Source organism: Niallia laureatilytica, from assembly GCF_046613985.1.
Classification (GTDB): domain Bacteria; phylum Bacillota; class Bacilli; order Bacillales; family Cytobacillaceae; genus Niallia.
The window spans coordinates 104,054-130,624 of sequence record NZ_JBKKHP010000013.1; the positions used below are offsets into that span (position 1 = coordinate 104,054).

The 26,571-nt window shown below is 39.1% G+C and carries 23 protein-coding genes and 2 riboswitches; of the genes, 18 read left to right on the top strand and 5 right to left on the bottom strand.

All coding sequences use genetic code 11. From position 1 onward, the window contains the following. Position 1: 1 nt before the first annotated feature. The 5 genes from ACLIJJ_RS23305 (at position 2) to ACLIJJ_RS23325 (ending at position 4,649) form a co-directional block, all read left to right on the top strand. Positions 2–1,108, top strand: coding sequence for an ABC transporter ATP-binding protein (locus ACLIJJ_RS23305; RefSeq protein WP_233316898.1), 1,107 nt, complete (start codon positions 2–4; stop codon positions 1,106–1,108). Beyond that, complete coding sequence (locus ACLIJJ_RS23310; protein WP_233316942.1) at positions 1,098–1,901, top strand: ABC transporter permease; 804 nt, start codon at positions 1,098–1,100, stop codon at positions 1,899–1,901. Before ACLIJJ_RS23305 ends, ACLIJJ_RS23310 begins: the two co-directional genes overlap by 11 nt. Next, positions 1,898–2,701, top strand: a complete 804-nt coding sequence (locus ACLIJJ_RS23315; RefSeq protein WP_233316899.1) for an ABC transporter permease — start codon at positions 1,898–1,900, stop codon at positions 2,699–2,701. The genes ACLIJJ_RS23310 and ACLIJJ_RS23315 overlap by 4 nt, the downstream gene beginning before the upstream one ends. Beyond that, entirely contained in the window at positions 2,698–3,771 is a 1,074-nt protein-coding gene (locus ACLIJJ_RS23320; protein ID WP_411411772.1) for an ABC transporter substrate-binding protein, read from the top strand. Before ACLIJJ_RS23315 ends, ACLIJJ_RS23320 begins: the two co-directional genes overlap by 4 nt. Before the next feature lie 98 nt (positions 3,772–3,869). Beyond that, on the top strand, positions 3,870–4,649 hold the full coding sequence (locus tag ACLIJJ_RS23325; protein ID WP_233316901.1) for a divergent polysaccharide deacetylase family protein: 780 nt from the start codon (positions 3,870–3,872) through the stop codon (positions 4,647–4,649). 198 nt (positions 4,650–4,847) lie between these two features. Here the strand turns inward: ACLIJJ_RS23325 and ACLIJJ_RS23330 are convergent, their stop codons facing one another. Both ACLIJJ_RS23330 and ACLIJJ_RS23335 read right to left on the bottom strand, forming a co-directional pair. Continuing rightward, on the bottom strand, positions 4,848–6,362 hold the full coding sequence (locus tag ACLIJJ_RS23330; protein ID WP_233316902.1) for a mechanosensitive ion channel: 1,515 nt from the start codon (positions 6,360–6,362) through the stop codon (positions 4,848–4,850). Positions 6,363–6,515: 153 nt separating this feature from the next. Further along, positions 6,516–7,172, bottom strand: coding sequence for a potassium channel family protein (locus tag ACLIJJ_RS23335; protein WP_233316903.1), 657 nt, complete (start codon positions 7,170–7,172; stop codon positions 6,516–6,518). A 138-nt stretch (positions 7,173–7,310) separates the two neighbouring features. Between ACLIJJ_RS23335 and ACLIJJ_RS23340 the strand changes: the two genes are divergently transcribed. Further along, positions 7,311–8,213 carry a YegS/Rv2252/BmrU family lipid kinase gene (locus ACLIJJ_RS23340; RefSeq protein WP_233316904.1) on the top strand — a complete coding sequence of 301 codons (903 nt, stop codon included), beginning with the start codon at positions 7,311–7,313 and terminating at the stop codon, positions 8,211–8,213. 33 nt (positions 8,214–8,246) lie between these two features. On the opposite strand, the gene ACLIJJ_RS23345 is transcribed toward ACLIJJ_RS23340, so the two are convergent. The 3 genes from ACLIJJ_RS23345 to mgtE all read right to left on the bottom strand — a co-directional run bounded on the left by ACLIJJ_RS23345 (position 8,247) and on the right by mgtE (position 11,685). Beyond that, complete coding sequence (locus tag ACLIJJ_RS23345; protein WP_233316905.1) at positions 8,247–8,699, bottom strand: Dps family protein; 453 nt, start codon at positions 8,697–8,699, stop codon at positions 8,247–8,249. Positions 8,700–8,994: 295 nt separating this feature from the next. Then, positions 8,995–10,155 carry an FtsW/RodA/SpoVE family cell cycle protein gene (locus ACLIJJ_RS23350; RefSeq protein WP_233316906.1) on the bottom strand — a complete coding sequence of 387 codons (1,161 nt, stop codon included), beginning with the start codon at positions 10,153–10,155 and terminating at the stop codon, positions 8,995–8,997. 171 nt (positions 10,156–10,326) lie between these two features. Further along, a complete protein-coding gene (gene mgtE, locus ACLIJJ_RS23355; RefSeq protein ID WP_233316907.1) occupies positions 10,327–11,685 on the bottom strand; it encodes a magnesium transporter in 1,359 nt (452 codons plus the stop codon). Between the two features lie 175 nt (positions 11,686–11,860). After that, positions 11,861–11,960: riboswitch (purine riboswitch) on the top strand. Between the two features lie 45 nt (positions 11,961–12,005). On the opposite strand from mgtE, the gene ACLIJJ_RS23360 reads away from it, so the two are divergent. The 12 genes from ACLIJJ_RS23360 to uvsE all read left to right on the top strand — a co-directional run bounded on the left by ACLIJJ_RS23360 (position 12,006) and on the right by uvsE (position 26,568). Continuing rightward, positions 12,006–13,340: a 5'-deoxyadenosine deaminase gene (locus tag ACLIJJ_RS23360; protein WP_411229931.1), complete on the top strand. Its 1,335-nt coding sequence runs from the start codon at positions 12,006–12,008 to the stop codon at positions 13,338–13,340. A gap of 322 nt (positions 13,341–13,662) precedes the next feature. Continuing rightward, positions 13,663–14,442 (top strand): hypothetical protein, encoded by a 780-nt coding sequence (locus tag ACLIJJ_RS23365; protein WP_233316909.1) that lies wholly within the window; start codon positions 13,663–13,665, stop codon positions 14,440–14,442. Positions 14,443–14,462: 20 nt separating this feature from the next. Beyond that, a complete protein-coding gene (sfsA, locus tag ACLIJJ_RS23370; protein WP_411411773.1) occupies positions 14,463–15,206 on the top strand; it encodes a DNA/RNA nuclease SfsA in 744 nt (247 codons plus the stop codon). A 43-nt stretch (positions 15,207–15,249) separates the two neighbouring features. After that, a riboswitch (cobalamin riboswitch) is annotated at positions 15,250–15,438 on the top strand. A 190-nt stretch (positions 15,439–15,628) separates the two neighbouring features. Continuing rightward, positions 15,629–16,588 carry an ABC transporter substrate-binding protein gene (locus ACLIJJ_RS23375; RefSeq protein WP_411411774.1) on the top strand — a complete coding sequence of 320 codons (960 nt, stop codon included), beginning with the start codon at positions 15,629–15,631 and terminating at the stop codon, positions 16,586–16,588. Then, positions 16,554–17,606, top strand: a complete 1,053-nt coding sequence (locus ACLIJJ_RS23380) for a FecCD family ABC transporter permease (protein WP_411411775.1) — start codon at positions 16,554–16,556, stop codon at positions 17,604–17,606. Before ACLIJJ_RS23375 ends, ACLIJJ_RS23380 begins: the two co-directional genes overlap by 35 nt. A gap of 4 nt (positions 17,607–17,610) precedes the next feature. Further along, positions 17,611–19,095 (top strand): adenosylcobinamide amidohydrolase, encoded by a 1,485-nt coding sequence (locus ACLIJJ_RS23385; RefSeq protein WP_411411776.1) that lies wholly within the window; start codon positions 17,611–17,613, stop codon positions 19,093–19,095. Continuing rightward, on the top strand, positions 19,092–19,673 hold the full coding sequence (locus ACLIJJ_RS23390) for a cob(I)yrinic acid a,c-diamide adenosyltransferase (RefSeq protein WP_411411777.1): 582 nt from the start codon (positions 19,092–19,094) through the stop codon (positions 19,671–19,673). Before ACLIJJ_RS23385 ends, ACLIJJ_RS23390 begins: the two co-directional genes overlap by 4 nt. A 217-nt stretch (positions 19,674–19,890) precedes the next feature. Then, on the top strand, positions 19,891–20,961 hold the full coding sequence (locus tag ACLIJJ_RS23395) for a D-alanine--D-alanine ligase (RefSeq protein WP_411411778.1): 1,071 nt from the start codon (positions 19,891–19,893) through the stop codon (positions 20,959–20,961). A 115-nt stretch (positions 20,962–21,076) separates the two neighbouring features. Continuing rightward, positions 21,077–22,459 carry a UDP-N-acetylmuramoyl-tripeptide--D-alanyl-D-alanine ligase gene (locus ACLIJJ_RS23400; protein WP_411411779.1) on the top strand — a complete coding sequence of 461 codons (1,383 nt, stop codon included), beginning with the start codon at positions 21,077–21,079 and terminating at the stop codon, positions 22,457–22,459. A 145-nt stretch (positions 22,460–22,604) separates the two neighbouring features. Further along, on the top strand, positions 22,605–23,288 hold the full coding sequence (locus ACLIJJ_RS23405) for an alpha/beta hydrolase (protein WP_237940580.1): 684 nt from the start codon (positions 22,605–22,607) through the stop codon (positions 23,286–23,288). A gap of 718 nt (positions 23,289–24,006) precedes the next feature. Next, entirely contained in the window at positions 24,007–25,497 is a 1,491-nt protein-coding gene (cshA, locus tag ACLIJJ_RS23410) for a degradosome RNA helicase CshA (RefSeq protein ID WP_282581413.1), read from the top strand. A 96-nt stretch (positions 25,498–25,593) separates the two neighbouring features. After that, the gene (gene uvsE, locus ACLIJJ_RS23415; RefSeq protein ID WP_411411780.1) at positions 25,594–26,568 is read left to right on the top strand and encodes a UV DNA damage repair endonuclease UvsE; all 975 of its coding nucleotides are present in this window, start codon (positions 25,594–25,596) and stop codon (positions 26,566–26,568) included. The last annotated feature ends 3 nt before the right edge of the window (positions 26,569–26,571 follow it).

The following is a 26,571-nucleotide window of genomic DNA, read 5'->3' on the forward strand; positions in this document are numbered from 1 at the left end:
CATGCCAGGTGAATCTATTATAAGGTTTGAAAATGTAACAAAAGCCTATGACCAAAATACGACTGTGCTAGAGAATGTCAGCTTTGAAATAGAACGAGGCAAATTCTATACACTGCTTGGACCTTCAGGCTGCGGAAAAACAACAATTCTGCGCCTTATCGCAGGCTTTATGGAGCCGACTGAGGGGAATATTTACTTTAATGATAAAGTTATCAATAAAATTCCAGCGAATAAACGACAAGTAAATACGGTGTTTCAAGATTATGCGTTATTTCCTCATTTAAATGTTTTTGAAAATGTTGCCTTCGGTTTGCGCATTAAAAAGCTGAAAAAGCAGGAAATAGAGAAGCGAGTAAAGGACGCATTACGGTTTGTCAATTTAGATTCCTATGAGAATAGGGAAATAAGTGAAATGTCAGGTGGCCAAAAGCAGCGTGTGGCCATTGCGAGAGCTATTGTAAATGAACCGGAAATAATTCTTCTTGATGAGCCTCTTTCTGCATTGGATTTAAAGCTGCGCACAGAAATGCAGTATGAGCTGAGAGAACTTCAGCAAAGGCTTGGGATTACGTTTATCTTTGTCACACATGACCAGGAAGAGGCATTAGCAATGTCAGATGAAATATTTGTCTTAAATAAAGGCAAAATCGAACAAAGCGGCACACCTACGGATATTTATGATGAGCCGATTAATCGTTTTGTCGCTGATTTTATTGGAGAATCCAATATAGTCTCAGCGAGAATGGAGAAAGACTTTGTCGTTCATTTTGCAAGCAAAACATTTGAATGTGTCGACCAAGGCTTTAACCATAATGAAGCGGTGGAGGTTGTTATCCGTCCAGAGGATTTAAACATTACTTCACCAGATGCAGGAAAGCTTAAAGTAAAGGTAGATTCCCAGCTGTTTAGGGGAGTTCATTATGAAATTTGCGGATATGATGAGGATGGCAATGAGTGGCTTGTTCATTCCACTAAAAAAGTTGTTGTAGGGGAAGAAATTGGTCTTGATTTTGAAAAAGAGGCAATTCATGTCATGAGAATAGGAGAAACAGAAGAAGAGTTTGACAGACGCCTTGAGGCATATGAAGGTGCAAATGATGAAAAATAAGGCAAATTGGTATACGATTCCCTACTACTTATGGATTGCGTTGTTTGTAATTGCTCCTGTGGTGCTGATTGTTTATTATTCTTTTTTTGATATTGAAGATCAGCTGACATTCAGTAACTACGAAAAGTTTTTTACACCTGTTTACTTGAAAATGACGTTAAACTCCTTTTGGTATGCGTTTTTGATCACTTTTTTCTCCTTGATTATCGCTTATCCAACAGCATATATATTAACGAAGACTAAGCATAAGCAATTATGGCTGCTCCTTATTATACTGCCTTCATGGATTAACCTGCTTTTAAAGGCTTACGCATTTTTAGGGATTTTCGGAACATATGGTGCAGCAAACGAGGTGCTGGACTTCTTAGGAATTGGTAAACAGCAAATTCTGTTTACAGATTTCAGCTTCCTGTTTGTCAGTGTGTATATCTTTATTCCGTTTATGATATTACCAATCTTTAATGCACTAGAAAAGTTGAATCCTAGTCTTGTAGATGCGTCAAAAGATTTAGGTGCATCGAGCTGGACGACGTTCTCAAAGGTAATATTTCCATTAACAATAGATGGGGTCAAGTCAGGCTGCCAGGCTGTTTTTATTCCAGCATTATCTCTGTTTATGATTACAAGATTGATTGCCGGCAACAGAGTCATCACGCTTGGAACAGCCATTGAACAGCATTTCTTAATCACACAAGACTGGGGAATGGGTTCTACAATAGCTGTTTTCCTGATTATTATCATGATTGTGATTATGATGCTAACAGGTAGCAAGAAAGAGAGGGGGATAAGATGAATAAATTATCGAAAGTATCTGTACTATATTTAGTTTTCATTTTTATTCTTCTATATGCCCCAATCTTTTATTTGATTTTTTATTCCTTTAACAGCGGTGGTACAATGCATGATTTCCAAAGCTTCACTTGGAAGTGGTACAAAGAGCTGTTTCAAGACACAAGGCTGCTTGTGATTGTACTGAACACGATAATTGTCGCACTGCTGTCAGCATCGATTGCGACCATTATCGGTGTGTTTGGAGCAATCAGTCTTTCCATGATGAGAAGAAAACGATTAAGGAATACGGTGTTGTCCTTAAATAATGTTTTGATTGTAAGTCCTGATGTTATCATTGGTGCATCGTTTCTGATTTTCTTTACTATTTTAGGAATAAAACTCGGTTTTGTATCTGTTCTCTTGTCGCATATTGCCTTTTCTATTCCGATAGTGGTAATAATGGTGCTGCCAAAGCTTCAGGAAATGAGCCCAACCTTAATGGATGCAGCTTTTGACCTTGGCGCAGGCTGGAAGGAAGTTCTGTCGAAGGTTATTCTGCCATATATTGCTCCAGGTATCTATGCTGGATTTTTTATGGCGCTAACCTATTCTTTGGACGATTTTGCAGTTACCTTCTTTGTGACAGGCAATGGTTTTTCTACTTTATCTGTAGAAATATATTCATTGGCAAGAAGAGGAATTTCGCTTAATATCAACGCACTTTCTGCTTTGCTATTCTTTATTACACTGCTGCTTGTCATCGGCTACTATTTCGTTGCGAAGCGAACAGTCAGAAGGCATAAACCGGGGGTGAGCAAATGAAGGGGCTAATAAGAGGGCTGACAGCAGCTCTCATCTTATCAGCTATCCTAATGGCAGTTGTTCATCAAGTGAACAGCAGCAGAGGGTATGCGGGTGGAAATACGATAACGGTCTATAACTGGGGAGATTATATCGATGCGGACCTTATCGATAAGTTTGAAAAAGAGACAGGAATAAAGGTTATATATGAGACATTTGATTCAAATGAAGCGATGATGACTAAAATAGAACAGGGCGGCACGAATTATGATATTGCCATCCCTTCTGAATATATGATTGATAAAATGAAAGAGGAGAATCTCCTTCTCTCGATTGATCATACAAAGTTACCGAATCTCAAAAATATTGACAGCAGATTCATGAATTTATCATTTGATCCGGATAATAAATATTCCATCCCTTATTTTTGGGGAACAGTAGGTATAGTGTATAATCCCGAAATGCTCGGAGGGAAAAAGATAACTTCCTGGAATGACTTATGGGATAGTGACTTGAAAAACCAAATCATGCTTATAGATGGAGCAAGAGAAATAATGGGGATGAGCCTTAACAGCTTAAACTATTCTCTTAATGACAAAGATCATAAGCATTTGCGGGAAGCGAAGGAGAAGCTGGATACGCTGACTCCTAATGTTAAAGCAATAGTTGGGGACGAAATTCGTATGCTTATAGAAAACGAAGAAGCAGCGATTGGCGTACTATGGTCAGGCATGGCAGCTGAAATCATGTGGGAAAATGAAGAGGTAGAATATGTGGTTCCACAGGAAGGCTCTAATCTTTGGTTTGATAATATGGTTATTCCGAAAACAGCAAAAAATATTGATGGTGCTCATCAGTTTATCAATTTTATGCTTGATGCAAAAAATGCAGCACAAAACACAGAGTATGTTGGCTATTCGACGCCAAATAAAGCGGCAATGCAATACTTGCCGGAAGAAATTACTTCTGATAAACGCTTTTATTTAGATGAGGAAATGACATCGAAACTTGAGGTGTATGAGAATCTTGGGCAGCGGTCTTTAGCTGAGTATAATGATCTGTTCCTGGAATTCAAAATGCATCGCAAATAGTGACTTGGCTTTATGCCAAGTCATTTTTTTATGGAAGTAAATAAGTGGATGAAGTCTGGATTAGAAGAAAATACTAAGGAAAAAAGCGAGGTGTTTTTATGAGAAAAACATTATTACTTTTTTGTTTGCTCACCTTTTCCTGTGTGACTGCATATGCGGAGGGTGAAAAGCAGCAGGCAAAAAAAGAGCTTGCGATTGTCATTGATGATTTCGGCAACAATATGAAGGGAACAGAAGAGATGCTGAATCTGCCTGTGCCAATCACTGCGGCAATTATGCCATTTATGCCGACGAGCAAAGAGGATGCCATTAAAGCTCACAAAAAGGGGCATGATGTTATCATTCATATGCCGTTAGAGCCTAAGCAAGGTAAAAAAAGCTGGCTTGGTCCTGGAGCAATCACAACGAATTTAAGCGATGAAGAAATTAGAAAAAGAGTTGTCTCCGCCATTGAAAGTATTCCTTATGCAGTTGGGATGAATCATCATATGGGTTCAAAGGCTACAGAGGATGAAAGAGTGATGAGGATAATATTAGAAGAGTGTAAAAAACACGATTTATTTTATCTCGACAGCAAAACGACAGGGAAGAGCGTCGTAAAAAAACTGGCAGAGGAATTGCAAGTGCCTTATTTGGAGAACAATATGTTCTTCGATCACATTTATTCTAACCAGCATATCCAAAAGCAGGCAACAAGTCTTGTTAAGAACCTTAATAAGAAGGACGAGTATATTGCAATCGGCCATGTAGGCATTTCCGGTCCTGCTGTTGTATCTGTGCTGAAACAATATATTCCGTTATACCAAAAAGATGCCGAAATCGTGCCGTTGTCCACATTGGTAGACGGTTATGAATTGCTTGATACAGACTTGCCGTAAGAATAAGCAGCGGAGCAGCTGACCATCACGCTATGCAAAATTCACGCATATAACGCTGAAAAGCTCCGCCGTTTAGTTAAGCATAAACTATGAAATTGGTTTCATATCAACTAATAACTTATAAGAAATGACGGTTTTTTCAGATGATTGAAAAAAACTCCGCAAGCAAATTGCGGAGTTTCTTTACATATAAGCTTATTACATACTGCTGTCATCTTGATTCTTATTGATTCCTGATTCATCCATCTTTGCATCAAGCTTTCTTAATCTCTTAGCAGCAAAATCTTTTCCGCCAAGACCGAAGGCTAGTCCGAATGCAAGAGCTAGACCACCAAGGATAAGAGTGAATGCAGCTGTAACAATAGAAGAAGCAACACCTAATTGATCTAATGCCATAAAGATTGTAATGGCAATAATAGAGTACTTCGCTATGGAAGGAAGCAGTCTAAATGCCGCTCCATGAAGTAGTCCTGCAAGTGTGTTTTTCACAAGAACTCCGAGCCACAAACCTACACCAATAATTACAACAGCGGCAATGACTTGCGGCAAGTAAGCCACAACAGCCGTTGATAATGTAACTAAGAACTCAAGGCCGAGCAGATTTAATGCTTGGACTGCCATCAAGAAAACAACTAAAATTTGTGCAATTGAACCAATCAGGTTGGCAATGCTTGTAGAAGGTGCAATTCCTATCTTATGGACATAAGAATCGATTCCTAAGCCAGATAATAGGGATGAGACGATTTGTTTAATCCATTTACCAATCCATACGCCCAGCAATACAAGGAAGATTGCCACAGCAATGTTTGGAATCATTGTCAGTACATCATTCAGCATGCTTACTGCAGGCTGGGAGATTCCGTCTATATCCAGTTTCTCTAATGCAGAAATAACGACAGGAATCATAATGAAGATAAATACGATATTACCTACTATAGTAGATAGGGATGTTTTTTCAAATAACTTCGCCATTCCAAAGCGGTTAGCCAATGATTCTAAACCGACGCTTTGCAGGAAGCTTGTAATGATTGTGCGGACGATTTTTGCTGCAAAATAACCGACTAAAACAATCAACGCTGCTGCAAGAAGCTTAGGCAGGAATGCAAGAATATTTTGAAGCATGTTAGCAAATGGTTCTGAAACCCCGTATAAATCAAGTGCGCCTAAAACCGCAGGCAAGAAAAGAAGTAGTACAAAATAAAAGACGATATTCGCAATCTTGTCTATCAGGTTAGGCTGCTGTTGATTGTTGTCTAGTAATTTCCATTTGTTAAGTTTCTCATGGACTTTCAATGTGTTCCCTGACTTTTTAATCAAGTACTTTAAGCCAGAAGCAACCAGCCATGCAACCAATAGAATGATGGCAGCTTTTAGAATATTAGGGATTGCTCCAAAAATAGATGAGAGCATTGATACTAATGGTGATGTAATAACAGTTAAATTCAAGATGTTAAAGAAGAGACTGAATACATACACAAGTAGAATGTAAAATATTATTTTACTGATAATTTTTTCAGAAGAGTACTTTTTTGGTTTTCCTTCAGGAAAAATTTTATCATCGAGCTTTGTTTTCTGAAGTCCTTTATAAATGGCTTTCTCAATGATTTTTGCGATAATCCAACCGAGGATTAATACGACCACTGCCAAGAGAAAATCTGGCAATCTGTCTAAGTAGTTGTTCCATCCATTCCAATTTCCACTGTTATTTATCATATTATTCCTCCTTGTCATGACTTATTGTCCTTATTACCCGTCAGATTTGAGAATAAACTAAAAAGTTAGAAGGAAGGTTAGCTGAAATTGGAGTGGAAACAGAGAAGGTCTGCATTCTAGCTGCATAAAAAAAAGCGGATTTTCTCCGCTTGCTTATAATCCATCTTCTTCGAATCGGTAAATATCTTCATTGCTGCCGATGACAATCAGTGTATCGCCTTTATAAATTTTCTCTTCGGCAGAAGGGGAGACGATTGTATCGCCCTTTCGTTGAATGCCGATTATCGTACAGCCGAAATTTGCTCGAACATTTAATTCAAGAAGTGTTTGCTGGTGTACTTTCTCTGTGGCAGCTAATTCTACAATGCCGTGTTTATCTGACAGCTCAATATAATCAATCATTTTTTCAGAGATAACATGATGGGCGATTCTTTTAGCCATATCCCTTTCTGGATGGATGACTCGGTCTGCTCCTATCTTTTCTAGAACTCTTTTATGATAAGTATCTGCTGCTTTAACCCAAACTTGCTTCATGCCCATTTCTTTTAAAATCAAGGTTGTAAGTACGCTCGACTCAATGTCATCTCCCAAAGCAACAAAAGCATGATCCATGTTGCGGATTCCAAGAGTTGTCAGCGTTGCCTCGCTCATATTGTTGACCTGTACACAGTGCGTGGCAAACGGGCGGTATTTTTCGACCCTTTCCAGGCTTTGATCAATTGCCAATACCTCTGTTCCAGCCTCGTGAAATTCTTTAACAAGACTCCCGCCAAAATTCCCTAGTCCAATCACCACAAATTGTTTTTTCACATAAGTTCCTCCGCTGCTTTTGTATTTGGACTATATTTTATCATAATGCTAGATATTTCCAAAGTTATGCAGAGACAAGTTAGCTTTTATGTACTTTATGGGTAAAGGGTATAAAAAGAAGGAGGATGCATAGAAACTATGAAATATAAAAATGCCCTTTTTATTTATAATGGCAATGCAGGCAAAAAGGAAACGGATGTACAGCTTCAAAGCTGTTTACCTGTGTTTGCAAATGAAATAGATCAATTGCATGTTTTTAAAACGAGCCGGCCAAAGCATGCTGCAGAAATATGCAGAGAGTATGGAGAGAAGGTAGATCTTGTAATTGTTCTTGGTGGAGATGGAACTATCCACGAATGCATAAATGGACTGGCCGGCTTACAGAAACGACCTGTGCTGACTGTCTTGCCAGGGGGGACATGCAATGATTTCAGCCGGACTTTAAATATACAGCAAAATTTGCAAAAAGCAGCCAAGGAGCTTGTTTCTAATGGAGAAGAAGAAGCTGTTGATATTGTTCAAACTGATTCTGCTTACTTCTTGAATTTTTGGGGGATAGGCATTGTTGCTGAAACATCAAATAATATTAGGGAAGAGGAGAAAAACGTTCTTGGAAAGGCGAGTTATGTTCTAAGTGCTATTAGAACCATCCAAAACACAGAGCCGAAAGAGCTTGTCATGAATATAGACGGCAAGGAAATACGTGAAAAGGCTGTTTTGGCAATAGTAGTGAATGGTAACTATATTGGGGGGAAACGATTGCCATTCTCCATTTCCTATAATGATGGAATGGTTGATGTTTTCCTTGTCAGGAATACAAATTTTCAGCTAGTAAAAGAGTTAAATGACTTGCGGAAAATTGACTTCGAAACAGATAAGGCGTTTATGGAGGAGGTTGTGTATATAAGAGGGAAACATATTAAAATAAGCTCTGAGCATTTTGTGGATGTGGATATGGATGGCGAGGTTTACACAAAAACACCAAGTGAACTGAAGGTTCTTCCTGGACATATTAAAATGCTGAAGCCAAAGTTAACATGAGAAAAGGCATCCTTTGAAAGGATGCCTTATTTTTTATTCAGATAAGTATGCTGTAAGCATCCATAGATGCTTCTCGATTTTTTCTGTTAATCCAATTGCGATATCATGTGTCACAGTATCGTCAAGCTCGTCAGCATGTCCCGCTAATGCTCTAAGTTGTGTATTGATGTGGCTGTAATCTTCTACAAGAGATTTCACCATTTCAGTTGCTGATAATTTTTCTGTGCTTTCTGATAGTGTAGAAGTTTCCATAAATTCTTTTAATGTGGAAACAGGCTTTCCACCGATTGCCAATAAACGTTCTGCAAGTTCATCTACAACTTCTGCCGCTTCGTCGTAGAGCTCTTCAAATTTTTCATGTAATGTAAAGAAGAAAGGTCCTTTTACATACCAGTGATGCTGGTGAAGTTTTGTGTAAAGCACGCTCCAGTTTGCTACTTGTACATTTAATTCTTTTTGTAATTCAACTTTAGTTTGTAATCCCATTTTGATTAGCTCCCTTCGATTTATCATACTTTAATTATAACAAGTTTTAATTTAAAATCAATACTTAATTATAATTATTTTAATTTAGTTTTGATTTCAATTTACTGATGATTCTTTCTACTACTATCATATACAGGAAACATGTGGAAAACTAGTGTAAAACACATAAGTTCAAATAACTTTCAAATATCACCATTATTTTCTGCAGCTGTTAGAAAACTATACCCGGTTGCTGCTAGGATTTAAACAAGCAAAAAAGCAGCAATGAATGATTTGCTGCTTTTTTTGCTTTCTATTATATGGAAAGAGAGGGAGAGAACATATAGCTGCGATGATGATAGCGAATGCTGAAGATTAGCCCCATTGCCATCATATTCGTCATTAGCGAGCTTCCTCCATAGCTGATAAAGGGAAGCGGAATACCTGTAATAGGAAGGAGCTGGATTGTCATCCCAATGTTCTCAAATACATGGAACGCAATCATGCTAATGACACCGACACATATATAAATGCTGTAAGGATCATTAGATAGAAAGGCAGTTCTGATTAAATGATATATAAGCAGGAAATATAGAATAATTAGGATGCTTCCACCCACAAAGCCATATTCCTCTCCAATAATAGTAAACACAAAATCTGTATGCCTTTCGGGGATATAAACCTCAACGTTCCCATAGCCCTTTCCTGAAATAAGACCTGAGCCTATTGCCTGCAGAGACCAGACGAGCTGGAGACCGGAATCTCCTGCTTCAACAGGATCAAGCCAAGAGTCAATTCTGGCAAACTGATACTGGTCGATGCTTAAGTATTTAGCGAGCAGGCTTCTGCCGAAAACAGCTAAATACATCACAAGCGCCCCGAAGGAAATAATGGAGCTGTATAACGGAATAATGATCTTCCAGGTAATGCCTGAAACAAGAACCATCCCTGCGACGATGGCAATTAAAACTAATGTCGTTCCAAAGTCTTGTACAATAACAAGTCCTATTGGAATTCCTGCCGTAAGGCCTATTTTACATAAAAGGATAAGGTCTGTTTTTAATGAAGTATAAACTGTCTTTTCATGATGGTCATGGATAACCTTTGATAATGCCATAATCGTGAATACTTTCATATATTCCGAAGGCTGGATGCTGCCAACAGATGGGATGACATACCAGCTTTGAGCGCCGTTTCGTTCTGGAGTGAAATCGGTGATCGGTGCAAAAACGAGTCCTAGAAGAAGGGCGATTCCGATTCCGTATAAAATCCACGTCAGCTTCCTCAACTGGTCATTATCAAAGCAAGTAATAACAGCGATAGCGACCGAGCCGATCACATACCACATAATTTGTGAGGGCAGATAATCTTTGTCTGCACTGTATATCGACACACAGCTTGTCAAACAAAACAGCAGCAGCAGCAAACATAATGTCCAATCAACTTTATCTGAAACACTGTTGTTTCTTCCTCTCATAAGCAAAACTCCTTATAAATAACTGGAAATGAATTGCAATTATTAAGACGGTTACAAGGGACTAATAGTTTCCATTTTTTTATATTGGCAAAAAATATTTAACTTTTGCTTAAGTGAAAAAAATAACGCCTCATTAGAAATTGGGAAGTCATTCTAATGAAGCGTCTGGCTTTACATAATATGTTTGAGGAAGGCACTTGCGATGCCAAAATAAATAAACAAAGAAAAAATATCATTTAATGTAGTAATAAGTGGACCTGAAGCTACTGCCGGATCAATCTTAAAGCGATACAAAATCAGCGGAATAATTGTACCAGACAGTGTTCCGATAATAAGTGTAAAGAAAAGGGAGCATCCAACCACAAATCCTAAGACAGGATCTCCTTGCCATACATATGCTATTAATGTGATGATTATGCCACATGTTGCTCCAATTATAAGGCCGACAAGCAATTCCCTGAAAATTACCTTAGTAACAATCTTTTTATTAATTGTATTAGAAATTAATCCGCGAACGATAACCGCAAGCGATTGTGTGCCAGTATTACCGGTCATTCCGGAAATCATCGGCATGAAAAAGGACAACGCTACAGCTTTACTGAGAATATCCTCATAAGAACTGATAATGCTGCCTGACACTATGCCGATAAACAGGAGCAAAATAAGCCAAGGCAGTCTGCGATATGCTGCAACATGAGCTTTCGTATCGAAGTCTATATCCTTACCGCCGGCAGATAATTTTTGAATATCTTCATCAGCTTCCTGGATAACAACGTCAATAATATCATCGACGGTAACAATACCCATCAGCATGTTTTCATCATCAACAACAGGAATGGCTAAGAAATCATATTTCTGGATGATATGAGCAACTTGCTCTTGGTCCTCAGCAACAGAAACACTGATTACCCGCTCATACATAATGTCCCTGATTTTATCCTGCGGCTCTGCAATTAATAAATCCCGGTAAGATACTACTCCAACTAATTTCCGTTTTTGATCAATGACATAAAGATAGCTTAATGTTTCTGCAAAATCAGCAAAGCTCTTAAGCTTATCGACTGCTTCTCTTGTCGAATAATAATCGCGTATCCAAACAAAGCGGTTCGTCATTAGTCGGCCGGCTGTTTCATCCGGGTAGTTCATTAAGTTTTGGACGATGATGGACTCTTCTTTTTTCATCCCCGAAAGCAATTGTTCCGTTTTTTCCGGTGAAAGTTCATTAAGAAGGGATGCGAGGTCATCGTTGTCCATTAAATCAAGAACCTTCCCTGTCTTTTCAATGCCAAGTTTATTCAATATATCAAGCTGCTCTTCTTTATTAACCTCTTCGAGCAGGTCTGCTAACAAATCTGTATTTAGATAAAGGAGAAAGTGGGTCCTATGCTTATCGGGGAGTGATTCATAAATTTGAGCAATGTCGTATGGCTGAAGCTCATCAACAATTGTCTCAAATTCTGCTTTTTTATTTTCTTTCAGTGTTTTAATAATGTGAAGTGTGATTTGATTGTCTGACATGTTTTGTATCATACTTCCCACTCCTTTCCGCCAAAGTCATAGTTGTTTATACCCTGTACTATTATATGAAATAAACAACAAGAATGAAATGGATATTTTTTTACCATCGGGTTGTAAAAAGTATGTTAAGTTTTCTGACAATTAACTTGCTGTCAAATGAGATTGAGTTAATATTATCTTATAAAAGTTAATTTAATTATGTTACTTTCGTATATCCTTAATAATTGGTTTAAGGGTCTCTACTTAGAAACCGTAAATTTCTAGCTACGAAAAAACAGGCATTTTCAGCTTGTTTTTTCGTAGCTTTTTATGTGTATAGGGGGAAAAGGACAATGACGACAATATTAATCAAGAATGCACAAATCGTAACGATGAATGGGCAAGAAGAAATAGTAAACGGGGATATATTAATTGAAAATGACCTTATCAAGGCAATTGGACCAGAAATTGATGCTAGCACTGCAGATAAAATAATAGAGGCGGCAGGACATACGGTAATCCCAGGATTTGTGCAAACACATATTCATTTATGCCAGACCTTATTCAGGGGCAAGGGAGATGATTTAGAGCTGATGGATTGGCTGCGCAAACGAATCTGGCCACTAGAAGCTGCTCATGATGAGGACTCAATTTATTACTCAGCAATGCTGGGGATCGGTGAGCTGATGGAAAGCGGTACAACAACAATTGTCGATATGGAGACCGTTCATCATGCTGATTATGCTTTTCAGGCAATCGCCAAAAGCGGAATCAGGGCGGTTTCAGGGAAGGTGATGATGGATAAGGGCAGCGAGGTGCCAAAGGCTCTGCAAGAAAAAACGGCAGACTCTATCCAGCGAAGTGTGGATTTATTGGAAAAGTGGGATCAATTTGATGGAGGAAGAATAAAATACGCCTTTTCACCGAGATTTGTTGTGTCCTGTACAGAGGAACTCCTCAAAGAAGTAAAGGTGCTTTCAGATAAGTATAATGTGCTTGTACACACACACGCATCTGAAAACAAAACAGAAATTGAAATTGTTCAAGAAGAAACAGGAATGAGGAATGTAGTCTATCTTGATCATCTCGGCCTGGCCAATGAGCGGCTGATATTGGCTCACTGTATTTGGCTTGATGAAGAGGAAAAGAGGATTATAAAAGAAAAAGGAGTTCATGTAAGCCACTGCCCAGGCTCTAACCTAAAGCTGGCATCAGGTATTGCAGATACCCCTGAGCTCCTGTGTAATCATGCCTCAGTAAGCCTTGGTGCAGATGGAGCTCCATGCAATAATAATCTTGATATGTTCAATGAAATGAGATTAGCTGCATTAATCCAAAAGCCAATTCATGGTCCGACAGCAATGGATGCAAGAACAGTATTTAGAATGGCGACAATCGGCGGCGCAAAGGCAGTAGGATTAGAGAAAGAAATCGGAAGCATTGAAGTGGGGAAAAAAGCAGATATAGCCATTCTCAATTTACAAAACTTCCACACATATCCTTCTTATGATGTAGATCCAATATCGAGGATTGTCTACTCAGCAACAAGAGCTGATGTAGTAACAACAATAATTGACGGCAGAATCGTAATGGAAAATAAAATAATGCGAACAATAGATAAACCGCTCATTTTGAAGGAAGCAGATAGCAGCATAAAAAGATTATTGAAAAAAACGAATATTGTGTAGGGGTATCCCATCATAAAACCGTCTCTTTTATTGAGGCGGTTTTTTAAAATAAAATTACATCTATATATCATTTTTTATATTCCTTCGATAATTATATAAAACAACACAGATACCTTGTATAATGTAATGGAAAATGGCTTGCTGCTGTATCAATCTACGTATATTAGGAAAGCATACAGGGAGAAATTAAAATACTCCGAGACAGTTTACATATTTGTTTTTGACGATAAATCATTTAGAAGCTATTTAAGTTTGTTTTTGATAAACTAAATGGGATAAAAAGTATCTATTATTTTTGCTTAAAGGGTTTGGGGGGTACTTTATGAAAAAAGGCAATCATGATATCCGGGATGTAGTGTATATTCATCTTCATGAAAAGGAACGATTCGTCCTATCATACGGAATTGAATTTTACGAATTTTATCAATTTTTATCTGAATCGATTTCATCAATCTTACTTATGAAGCATCAGTTTGATGACGGAGAATTACATACACACACAATGTTTGAATATGTTTCTGACCAAAAAATTGCAAAGCTTGCCAAAGAAGATGTTTATGGTTACGGTGACTTTGCGTGGATCGATTTTGAGGAGACAGAGGCATTAGATGTGCTTGATGGGCAAACAATTGCGGAGCTACTATATCTTGCTCATAAAAGAGACCATTTAAGGGCGCCGTTCTATCAGCATCTCAACAACCAGTTTGTGTATTTAGCTCATGATGACGGCTGGTTCAATAAGACATATTATAAAAACCTTCCTGTATTTTATTCCTTTTTCGGTGAGGTGTTAGGACAGAAACTGAACCGTTTGAAGGCAGACAAAACTTTGTTTGGGGTAAAAAAGAAGCGGGTATATACACCGCTGAGTCAGCAAGGAGTTCTGCTTTTAAAGGGTTTAATGAAAGAAGGAATGGTCATTTCCATTCAAAAGGCAAGCCAAAACCGGCTTCGGATAGAAATCCCTATTTGGGTCATCGGTGATTATCTGAATATGGATAATATGTACGAAGAATATGAGAAAAAAAGCAAACAAAGCAATTATGATGCAAAGCTAATTTATGATAAAAGAACAAAAGAGTGGGAGGTTATCATTAACTAGCTAGAAAGTGGTGAATAGTTTTGAGCAACTCGATTTCGGAAGCTTTTCCCCAGCCGCTTGTCAGAATGCTGTTTAAAGAAAGACCAAATCGCTTTATTCTCACATGTCTGCACGAAGAAACAAACTCTATCGAGACTGTTCATTTAGCTGATCCTGGCAGATTGAAGGAACTGTTAGTCAAGGATACGGTCGTATATGTGCTCCCAAGTACAAATCCTAACAGGAAAACTAAATGGACTGCCGTGCTTGTTGAGCATGAAGGGATATTTGTATCTGTTAATACGACATTTCCTAACAAGCTGATTGAAAAAGTGTTGAAAAGCAGTGCGCTTCCCGAGCTTAACACGTTTAAATGGGTGAAATCAGAGTTTGCTTATGGCAATTCCAGATGGGATTTTATGCTGCAGAATGAAAAAGGCGAGGGGCTTTTGCTTGAAGTGAAAAGTGTCACACTTGCAGAGGGGAAGATCGGAATGTTTCCTGATGCTGTAACAGCACGAGGGGCTAAGCATGTTCAAGAGCTTGCAGCAATAGCGAAGGAAGGGACATGGAATACGGCTATATTATTTGTTGTCCAGCGGGAAGATGTTGATTTAGTTACATCTGCAGCACATATTGACCCCTTCTTTGCAGAATCACTCATCCATGCTGAACAGGCTGGTGTGAGGCTGTTGGCATATACATGCAAGCTGTCTCTGGAGGGAATCCAACTTGATTGCCCGATACCTGTTGAGCTCAATAAAAAAATGCTTGCTGTTAACTAACTTTGACAGCTTAATTTAGTGTATAATCAACGTTGATGAAAAATGAAAAAGATAGAGGATGGTGCTTGGTGCGCTTTGCATTAAGCTTAAAAGGGAAGCTGGTGAAAATCCAGCACGGTCCCGCCACTGTAAATGACTGCTGTTCTTGCAATGATGCCACTGTAAACATATGGGAAGGCGCAAGGAAGCAATAGTCATAAGTCAGGAGACCTGCCATCCATCTATACACCTTAAAATGCCTACGAGGATAGGATGGTGTGGAGCGCGATTTTTATAATGAAAGTCCTTCCCGGAGGTTGTCCAATGGGACCTTTTAAAGCTGCCACACTCTTTTGCTAAAAAAAGTGTGTTTTTTTATGGGTTCTAATCTATGAGGACAAGCCCCTTTTTATTTTTCCAAACAAATAAAGGGAGGAAATAAAATGAAAAAGTATTATTCATTATTTTGCGGAGCGTTAATGGCGTGTTTAGTTTTGGCTGGATGCGGACAAGCTTCTGACAGTGAAAGTAATGACAAGCAGAAATCTGAACAAGCAGAGGCAGAGTTTCCTGTTACTATTACAGATGCAGTTGATAAAGAGGTAGTCATTGAAGAAGATCCTCAAAAAATCGTTTCCTTAATGCCAAGCAACACAGAAGTAGCTTTTGCATTAGGCGTGGGCGATGAAGTTGTTGGTGTTTCTGAAAGTGATGATTATCCAGAAGAAACGAAAGATATCGAAAAAGTAGTGGGTATGGAGCTTAATGTGGAGAAGATCCTTTCCTTAGATCCTGATTTAGTGCTTGCACATGAATCAGTCGCTGACACATGGGCAGATGGACTGCAGCAGATGAGCGACGCTGGGATAGATGTACTTGTCGTAAATGATGCGACTGATTTTAATGGTGTTTATAACAGTATTGAAATGATTGGTAAAGCAGTTGGTGAAAATAAGAAAGCTGAAGAAATAGTTCAAGATATGAAGGATGACATTGCCTCTATTAAAGAAAAGGCTGCAAGCATATCTGAAAAAGACAAAAAGGATGTGTATGTAGAGGTCAGCCCTGAACCAAGTATTTTTACAACTGGAAAAGATACATTTATGCAAGAAATGATTGATACCATTAATGCAACAAATGTTATCAAGGAAGCTGGCTGGGTTCAAGTTGACCAAGAGGCAGTCATTGAGGCAGATCCAGATGTAGTTATAACTACTTATGGCGGCTACTCACCAGATCCGGTCGGACAAGTAACAAAAAGGGATGGCTGGGATCAGGTAACGGCAGTAAAGGATAAACAAATAGTGGAAGTGGATGAAGATCTTGTATCACGTTCTGGCCCAAGGCTGGCACAAGGGGTAGAGGAATTTGCGAAGGCAGTATATCCGGATGTATTTAAATAAAACAAAAGCGGCTTATTTTTTGGCCGCTTTTTTTCTCATCATCGCACTTTTTTTAGGGATATCCATTGGAACGGTTTCTGTGTCTTTCTTAACGATCATCAAGATATTCATAAATTCAGTCAGTCATACAGAAGTATTTACAGTAGATACGATGCAAGCCAACATCGTTAGTAATATTCGTCTGCCTCGTGTTATCCTAGCGGGCCTTGTTGGTGCAAGCCTTGCAATTGCAGGCTGTGCTTTTCAAGGATTGCTGCGCAATCCGTTGGCAGACCCGTATACTCTCGGTGTATCCTCAGGTGCCTCTGTTGGTGCTGTGGCAACCTTGTTTTTTCATATTACCATTCCCTTTTTAGGGAGCTATACGTTGCCTGTGCTGAGTATTGTGACCGCTTTTTTAACCGTTTTTCTGGTGCTGTTATTTGCAAGAAAGCTGGACCCTGCTATGAAGGTAGAAACGATTATACTGACAGGCATTATTTTCAGTTCCTTTTTAGGCGCTTTTATTTCCTTGTTAATTGCGTTAACAGGAGATGAGCTAAGACAGATTATTGGCTGGCTGCTTGGAAGTGTTTCAATGAGGGGATGGACGTATATTCAAATGTTCCTGCCCTTTTTTATCATTGGCTGTTTGATTCTTTTATTGCAAGGCAGGGAGCTTAATATATTGGCATTCGGGGAAGAAAGAGCACAGCATTTAGGAGTGCAAGTAAGGTTTAGGAAAATGACCATTATACTTGCCGGCAGCATGCTCACAGGTGCTGCTGTTGCAGTATCTGGGACAATTGGCTTTGTTGGGCTTGTTATCCCACATTTAGTCAGGATAGTGGCTGGAAGTAATCACCGTCATGTACTGCCGCTGTCTATATTCGTTGGCAGCGGATTTTTAATCTTGGCAGATTTATTGGCAAGATCGATAATTTCTCCGGCGGAGCTGCCAATCGGTGTAATTACAGCCCTTTCCGGAGCTCCTGTATTTGCCATTTTGCTGTTGAACTATAGAAAGAAAGGGAGGTAAGACGATGCTGGAGGCAAAAAAGCTGTCATTTCAATATGGAGAGAAAAAAGTGTTAACGGATATTACTTTTTCTGTACAAAAAGGGGAAATGCTTGGCATACTCGGCCCGAATGGCAGCGGGAAAACAACTTTATTTAAGCTGATAAGCGGGATTGTTATACCTAATGCTGGGGAGCTTTTTATTAAAGGCAGAAAAGTCTCCGAATATAAACAAAAGGAATTTGCCCAGATCGTTTCTACCCTTTCTCAACAAACCGCAGAGGCATTTTCTTATACTGTCGAGGAAATCGTTTCAATGGGCAGATATGCACATCAAAAAGGCTGGGTGCAAGGATTATCAAGGGAGGATAAAGCTGTCATTCATAGCGCAATGGAACAGACAGGCATCAGCCATTACAGCAATACCTTGATTGGTGAGCTGTCTGGAGGGGAAAAGCAAAGGGTGTATTTAGCGCAATGCTTGGCACAGGAGCCTGAAATTCTCCTACTTGATGAACCGACTAACCATCTTGATCTTTCCTTTCAAAAGGAGCTGCTTGAATTATTAAAAGAGTGGAGCAAAAAGCGGGGCTTGACGGTTGTTTGTATTTTTCATGACTTAAATTTGGCTAGTCTTTATTGTGACAGGCTATTATTGCTTCATAACAGCGAGATTGAAGCAGACTCGCACCCGCGGAACGTTCTTCAAGAGGATAAAATAAAAAAAGTATACGGCACAGATGTGATAAGAGCTCAGCATCCGCAAGTGCCGGCGGCGAACCTTGTGCTCTCTCTTAGAGAAAGCAGTGCTGATTTGCAAGAGGAAGTTGGCGAAGCTAATTTGACCCTCTCTAAAGAATACATAGCCATTACAACCGATATTCCACTGAAATCATTATCTTCTGGTGTGACAGGAGCAGGGATAGGCTGGCACAAATATTTTATTAACCGTCATGTGAATAAAGACTACAACTGTGATGATTATAAAATGGAGATGAATGATTATCTCGTTAAAAACGGGTTTTTGCCAAGTGAAACGGTTGCGATGATGACAGCGGTTGAGCTGGAGGATACTGTTTACCGCAAATATCAGGCAGGTGCCACCAGTCTTTTCTTCGTCGTTACTGCCAGTGTCGGCAATCCGGCGGATGCAGCTTTGAGTGAGCAGCACTCCTCACTCATTGTCCCGGGCACGATTAATATTTGGATATTTATAAATGGCGAGCTGTCTGAGCAAGCATTTCTGCAATGTGCGATGACGGCAACAGAGACGAAAGCAAGCGTACTTCGGAACAGACAAGTAACTGATCCTGCTACTGGCACGCCTGCAACGGGAACTCCCACAGACAGCTTGCTTGTTGCTGCTACCCAAAAAGGCAAATTTCATGAATTTGGCGGCAACATTACAGATTTAGGGAAAGCTGTTGCTAAAGGAGTTTATGAGGTAATGACGATGGCTTTGGATAAAAGGCAAAATAGGAAGACAGCTTTAGAAAGAGGGATGAAATGAAAATTTATACGAAAACAGGAGATAAAGGCCAGACACATATCATTGGCGGAAAAGCTTATAAAGATGATATCAGAGTGGAAGCTTACGGCACAGTGGATGAAGCGAATTGCTTCGTTGGCCAGGCTATTTCTTTGTTAGTGGAGGATATTTATTCAGATGTAAAGGCGGATTTAGAAAAAATTCAGCATGAGCTTTTTGACTGCGGTGGAGATTTAGCTAGCATAACAAAAAACAGGCCGTTAAAGTTACCGGAAGAAGCTGTTTTGTATTTGGAAGAGCGCATCGATGATTTAATGGAGGAAGCGCCGCCGATTGAACGGTTTATTCTGCCGGGGGGAACAGCTGCGGCCAGTGCCATCCATATTGCACGAACAGTAACAAGAAGAGCGGAGCGGTGTGTTGTTACTTTAATGAGGGAAGAGGAGCATGTCCCTGAATTGCCCTTAAAGTATTTAAACCGTTTATCTGATTATTTCTTTGCATTAGCGCGAGTCATTAATTTTCGCAGCAATGTAAGTGATATAGAGTATGTCAGAAGTGCCAAGGTTTTTCGCGGAGAAAATAAGAAAGAAGATTAAAGGCTTGGCAGCCTGTCTTAGATGACCGATAAATAGCCTATAGAAATTTCTTTGAATAAGCTGCATTTACATGGCTTGTGACATAATTTATTACAAAAGCATGCGCAAATTTTACAATTTGATAAAAAGCAGAGCTAGTCCATGATTCCTCTTTTGAAGATAAGGGTGTAGTGGTAGAATAACAAGTGTGTGTCTTTAAAATATGGAGGTACGAATTATGAAAAAGAAAATTGGTTTACTATATGGCGGAAAATCCGCTGAACATAGAGTCAGCATGCAAACTGCCTTGGCTGTTATAAAAGCCTTGGATACAGATAAATTTGATATTCATCCAATTTACATAACAGAGACGGGTGAATGGATTAGAGGAGAACAGCTTACTGGGCCTGTAGAAACAGTGAAAGAATTAGAGTTTAAAAGACAGGAAGGGCTATCAGGAACAGTTCTTTCTCCTGACTTGTTCCAAGCTGGTGACACTCAGCTTGATGTTATTTTCCCATTGCTTCACGGACCGAACGGGGAAGACGGAACAGTGCAAGGGCTGCTTGAGCTGTTGAATCTTCCTTATGTAGGTAATGGTGTATTAGCATCATCTGCTGGTATGGATAAGGTAATCATGAAGAATATCTTTGAGATAGCCGGATTAAACCAGGTTAAATACACTTCTTTCATTCGAAGTGAATGGCAAAGTGAAAAAGAAGCAGCCTATACAAAAGTAGAACAAGACTTAGGATATCCATGTTTTGTGAAACCAGCTAATTTAGGCTCAAGTGTAGGCATCAGCAAATGTACGTCTCGAAATGAGCTGGATGCTGCGTTTGAAGAAGCATTCCAATTCGACCGCAAAATCATTGTGGAAGAGGGCGTTACAGCAAGAGAAATCGAAGTGGGTGTTCTTGGCAACGATTTCCCAGCAGTGTCTGTTGCTGGGGAAATCGTTCCGAAGAAAGATTTCTATGACTATAAGGCGAAATATGAGGATGGAAATACTGGTTTAATCATCCCGGCAGAAGTGTCAGAGCAAGAATATGCAGCAATTAAGGAAGATGCAATTAAAGCTTTCAAGGCACTAGATTGCTCTGGTCTTGTTCGTGCTGACTTCTTCTTGACAAAAGACGGTAAAGTTTATATAAACGAAGTGAACACAATGCCTGGCTTTACTCCATTCAGCATGTTCCCATTGTTATGGAAGCATACAAATGTTGAATATGCAGCTCTTATCGAAAAGCTTGTAGACTTGGCAGTAGAAAGACATGAAGAAAAACAAAGCATCAAATATACTTTTTAAGGGTAAGGGCATATTTGAAAGAAGACAGCCCGCCCTTTAAAGAAAAAAGGAGGCATTTTTTAACTGCCTCTTTTTTTTGCCAAACAATAATCTACCTAAAAAGGAGGAGACTGCTATGATCCGGAGATCTTTGCAACAAGCAGCAGATATGATTGGACCAGATGCAACTTTAAGTTCAAGCGATATTGGAGAAGTCATCATTCATGGGGTGACAATTGATTCAAGAAAAATACAGCCAGGCAACCTTTTTATCCCCTTTAAAGGAGATAAAACAGATGGTCATAAGTATGTTGAGGCTGCTATTCAAAATGGGGCAGCTGCGTCCTTTTGGCAGAAGGATGTTCCAAATCCCCCCGAGCATTTACCGCTTATTTTTGTGAGCGACCCGATGACTAGCATCCAGAATCTTGCAAAAAGCTACCGTCATGAACTGGATATAAAAGTGGTTGGTATAACAGGAAGCAATGGGAAAACGTCTACAAAGGACATTACTACTAATCTCCTGTCATTGAAATATAAAGTGCAAAAAACAGAAGGTAATTATAACAACCATTTAGGACTTCCTCTAACAGTGCTGAGCCTAGAGGAAGACACAGATGTGGCTGTGCTGGAAATGGGCATGAGTGGCCGGGGAGAGATTGATTTCCTGACAAAATTGGCTGAACCTGATGTTGTTGTTATCACTAATATTGGAGAATCCCACCTGCAGGATCTTGGTTCAAGAGAAGGCATTGCTGAAGCGAAGCTGGAGATTTTGAATGGGTTGAAAAAGCAAGGCAGAATTGTTTACTTTGGTGATGAACCGCTGTTGGCTGAAAGAATACCGACTTTTGATAAACCTGATGCTGCTATATGTTCTTTCGGCTTAGAAGATAAGAATAGTCTTTATCCGTTTGAAATAGAAGAAAGCAGTACGGGCAGCAAATTTAAAATAAACAAAAGTGATAAGGAGTTCAGCCTGCCGATATTAGGGAAGCACAATATCCTCAATGCATTGGCAGCAATGCTTGTAGCAGATTATTTTGATATCAGCTATGAGAAAATGGATGAAGGGTTCCAGAATTTAAAGCTGACTAATATGAGAATGGAGCTTTTAGAAGGGCAAGGTGGCCTGAAAGTCATTAATGACGCTTATAATGCCAGCCCTACAAGCATGAGAGCTGCTATTAATGTACTGCAAAGCCTTCCTGGCTTTAAGCATAAAGTTCTAGTACTAGGAGATATGCTTGAGTTAGGACCAGATGAGGCAACATTCCATTACGAAATTGGCGAGGAGATTGATGCTGCGGCAATTGATTATGTTTTCACGTTTGGTGAACTGGGCAAGCATATTGCACAAGGAGCAAAGACAGTATTTGCAAATGAAAGAGTTCAATCCTTCCTAGACAAAAGCGAATTGATTCAAGAATTGAAAAAAGTTGTTGATGGCCAAACAGCAGTCTTAGTTAAAGCATCAAGAGGAATGAGGCTGGAAGAGGTAGTAAAAGCTCTCCAGTAAGGTTTTTGAGTTAACAAGACAGGGAACAAAGGAATCTAGATGATTCTAGTTCCCTTTTTTGGTTTTAAATAGAATCGCAGAAGGCACAGTGTAATTTATCATTAAATAGTGTGAAATGTAAACAAAACAATTGGTGGTGTTATCATTGACTGCTTGTTTATGTATTCACGGTTTTACCGGGGCTCCTAATGAGGTGGAGCCATTGGCGGAATTTTTAGGAGAAAACACAGATTGGGAATGTGCTGTACCTGTTTTACCTGGTCATGGTGAGCTTTTGCAATTAAGAGGAGTTCCTTTTAATGAATGGATAAGTTGTGCGGAAAGAGCATTGGAGGATTTATTGAAGAGGCATAAGGAGGTTTATGTAATCGGTTTTTCCATGGGAGGAATGATTGCAAGCTATCTAGCTGCCCATTATCCTGTAAAGAAGCTGGTACTGTTAAGCGCCGCTGCTTATTATATTAATCCACGGCAGTTGGGTGCAGACATCATTAGTATGTGCAAAGATCTTTATAGTGGGAAATTGCTTCAAAATGAACTGTTTAACCGCTATTCTTATAAAATCAAAACAACTCCCATTTCTGCGACTATCCAATTTAGAAAGCTTGTGCGGCATATTAAGCCGTTGCTTGAAACTATCACTATTCCTACATTTATAGCCCAAGGAGAAAGTGATGGAATCGTCCCACTAAAGAGTGCGGAGTACTTATACGAAACCATTAAGGCAAGAAAGAAAAAGATTATGTATATGAAAGATTCCAAGCACTTAATCTGTCATTGTAAGGAGAAGCAAGTCCTTTTCTCTGAAATATTAAGCTTTTTATCATGAAGAAAAGGACCTTCCCTTTTCTGATAAAGTATGGAAGAATCTAGGATTAATATCCTATTTTTATATGTGGAAACGAAAGAAAATTAGCTGTTTTTTTAATGATAGCAAGCCTTGAGCTCCATTTTAAAACCGAGAAAGAAACTTGGCTTTTGAACTTCCACATTATTGCAAACCGATATTGTAAGTGATAAGATTATTTCTAAAAGTATTATGAAAATAAATGAAATGGTTATACTGAAAAAGGCACAATAAACATATTCAAATAAAAGCAGTCAAATAGAGAGAAATTATTCAGCATGGCAGATGCTTTGCATCCTCTTTATGGAGGAGATGTTTGCAAATTGTGCCCAAAATTTCTCTGTCTTTGGCTGACTTTTCAGTTTTAGCTAGCTATAAAAATTATAGAGTCATTTGAAATATTTCTCCTATTAACTTGGTTGAAAAGTATCTCATACTTGAGAAAAAAAGCATATAGCCTCGGAGTTTCTCCTTATAATTTTAAGTGATGATTATAATCCACAAAAACTTATGCATTCATAAAAAATATACGTAGTTTATTGTAATTATTAACTGTTTGGGGAAAAAACGGATAAGTGGACGGGTCAAACCATTTTTTATATGTTTCATTGATGGTAAAAAGGGGTACATACAATGGTTATTATTGGGGTAGACCATTATACCGTGGATATTTTTAATGACTAGAAGGAGATTGAATATATTGGTTAAGTTTCAAGATTTAGGCATCAGTTCTGCGACAATGAAAGCTTTAAATAGAATGGGGTTTGAGGAAGCGACTCCTATTCAAGCCGAAACAATTCCGTTGAGCCTTCAAAATAAGGACCTTATCGGTCAGGCGCAAACAGGAACAGGAAAAACAGCAGCATTCGGTGTGCCTCTAGTAGACAAAATAGATATAAGCAATGAAGTAGTGCAAGGCATAATCATTGCACCAACACGTGAATTAGCGATACAAGTATCAGAAGAGCTATACAAAATTGGTTTTGGAAAGCGTACAAGAGTATTGTCCATTTTCGGAGGCCAAGACATTAACCGCCAAATCCGTGCACTGAAGAAGAATCCGCATATCATTGTAGGAACTCCAGGGCGGATATTAGATCATATCAACAGAAAAACACTTCGTTTAGATAATGTTTCTACTGTTATTTTGGATGAAGCAGATGAAATGCTGAACATGGGATTCATCGATGATATCGAAGCAATCCTTTCTAAAATTCCAGAAGAGAGACAAACATTGCTATTCTCAGCTACAATGCCTCCGCAAATCAGAAGAATGGCAGAGCGCTTCATGAAGGAGCCTCAAGTGGTCAAGGTAAAAGCAAAAGAAATGACTACACCGCTTATTGAACAATATTATGTTGAAACACAAGAAAAAACGAAGTTCGATATTTTAACAAGATTATTGGATATCCAATCACCAGAATTAGCAATCATCTTCGGACGCACAAAGCGCCGTGTTGATGAGCTGTCTGAGGCTTTGAACCTGCGCGGTTATACAGCAGAAGGCATTCATGGTGACCTTAGCCAAGCGAAACGTATGTCTGTTTTGCGTAAATTTAAAGAAGGTGCCATTGATGTTCTTGTAGCTACAGATGTTGCTGCACGTGGATTGGATATTTCCGGAGTTACACATGTTTATAATTTCGATATCCCGCAAGATCCAGAAAGCTATGTGCACCGTATCGGAAGAACGGGAAGAGCTGGTAAAGAAGGAATGGCGATTACGTTTATCACATACCGTGAAAGATCATATCTTCAAGTTGTCGAAAAAGTGACAAAGAAAAAAATGGAGAAGATGATTCCGCCTACTGTTGATCAAGCACTAGAAGGACAGCAAAAAGCTGTATTGGAAAAAATCATGCAGACAATTGATGAGAATAATCTTGATTCTTACAAAACAGCTGCAGATGAACTTCTGGAACAAAAAGATGCTTCTACAGTTGTAGCTGCTGTTCTAAAAATGATGACAAAAGAACCGGATACAACTCCAGTTAAATTGACAGAGGAAAAGCCGCTTCCACAAAGACGTGACCGTAAGTTTAATGACCGCAACAGCGGTGGCGGTTATAAAGGCAAGAAGAGCTATAACTCTAACTCTAATTCTAATTCTCGCCAAAGACAAGGCTACAGCAACAAAAGATCAGGCCAATCTAGCAGCAGCAGCTATTCTAAATCTAATTCTTACAGATAAGAATTCAACCCCTGTGAAGTGAATCTTCACAGGGGTTTTTTATGTTTTTTCTTGTGCATACTAACCAAAAGGCTTATAAGGAAGGATGTTAGCCAATTGACTATATTCAAACTAGGCTATGTTGCAATGAGTGAAAATCTCAAAAATGCATCACCATCTCAAACGATGACATATAAGCAATTCTCCCAAATTGCGAATAAGGAAGCGGCATTGCAGAAGCTTGAGAGGATTGCCATCAGCAATCTTGAGAATTGCTTAAGACTCTTAAAACATAATATAGGTAATGATATTCACTTCTTTCGTTTTAGCTCTAAGCTGATACCTCTTGCCAATCACCCAGAGCTTCAAGGCTGGAACTTTATGCGGCCGCTGAAACCAAAGCTGTCAGAATTGGGGGAATGGGTGAAGAAGCATTCCATGCGCGTCGATTTTCATCCAGACCATTTTGTTGTTTTAAACAATTCTCATGCTGATATCTTAAAAGCATCCTTGAAGACACTGTCTGTCCATGAGGGGTTGCTGAAAGGGATGGCTATAAATACTACTCACAGATGTGTGCTTCATGTCGGAGGAGCCCATGATGATAAGGAAGGGGCACTAGAGCAGTTTATCGTCAATTGGGGATTTGTTCCTGAGAAGCTGCAAAGAATGATTATCCTTGAAAATGATGATACGACCTTTACGATTGATGACACCCTTTATTTATGTGAAAAATTAGGGATACCGTTTGTTTTTGATTTGCATCATCACCTAGCCAACCCTACGGACAGCAATTGGGAGGAACAGTGGCCGAGAATGATAGAAACGTGGAAAGACTCTCCGCTTCCTCTGAAAATGCATATATCCAGTCCCCGTTCTGAAGCAGAATTTCGGGCGCACGCCGATTATATTGATGTTGATATGTTTATGGGATTTTTGGAGAAAGTCAATCAGACTTTGCCAGAAATACATTGTATGATTGAAGCGAAAGCAAAGGATAATGCCCTCTTTCAACTGGCAAAAGATCTTCGTGAGTCAGGGAGGGCAGAATTCATTGATCAGTCTACCTTTACTTTGAAAAATCAATCATAAATG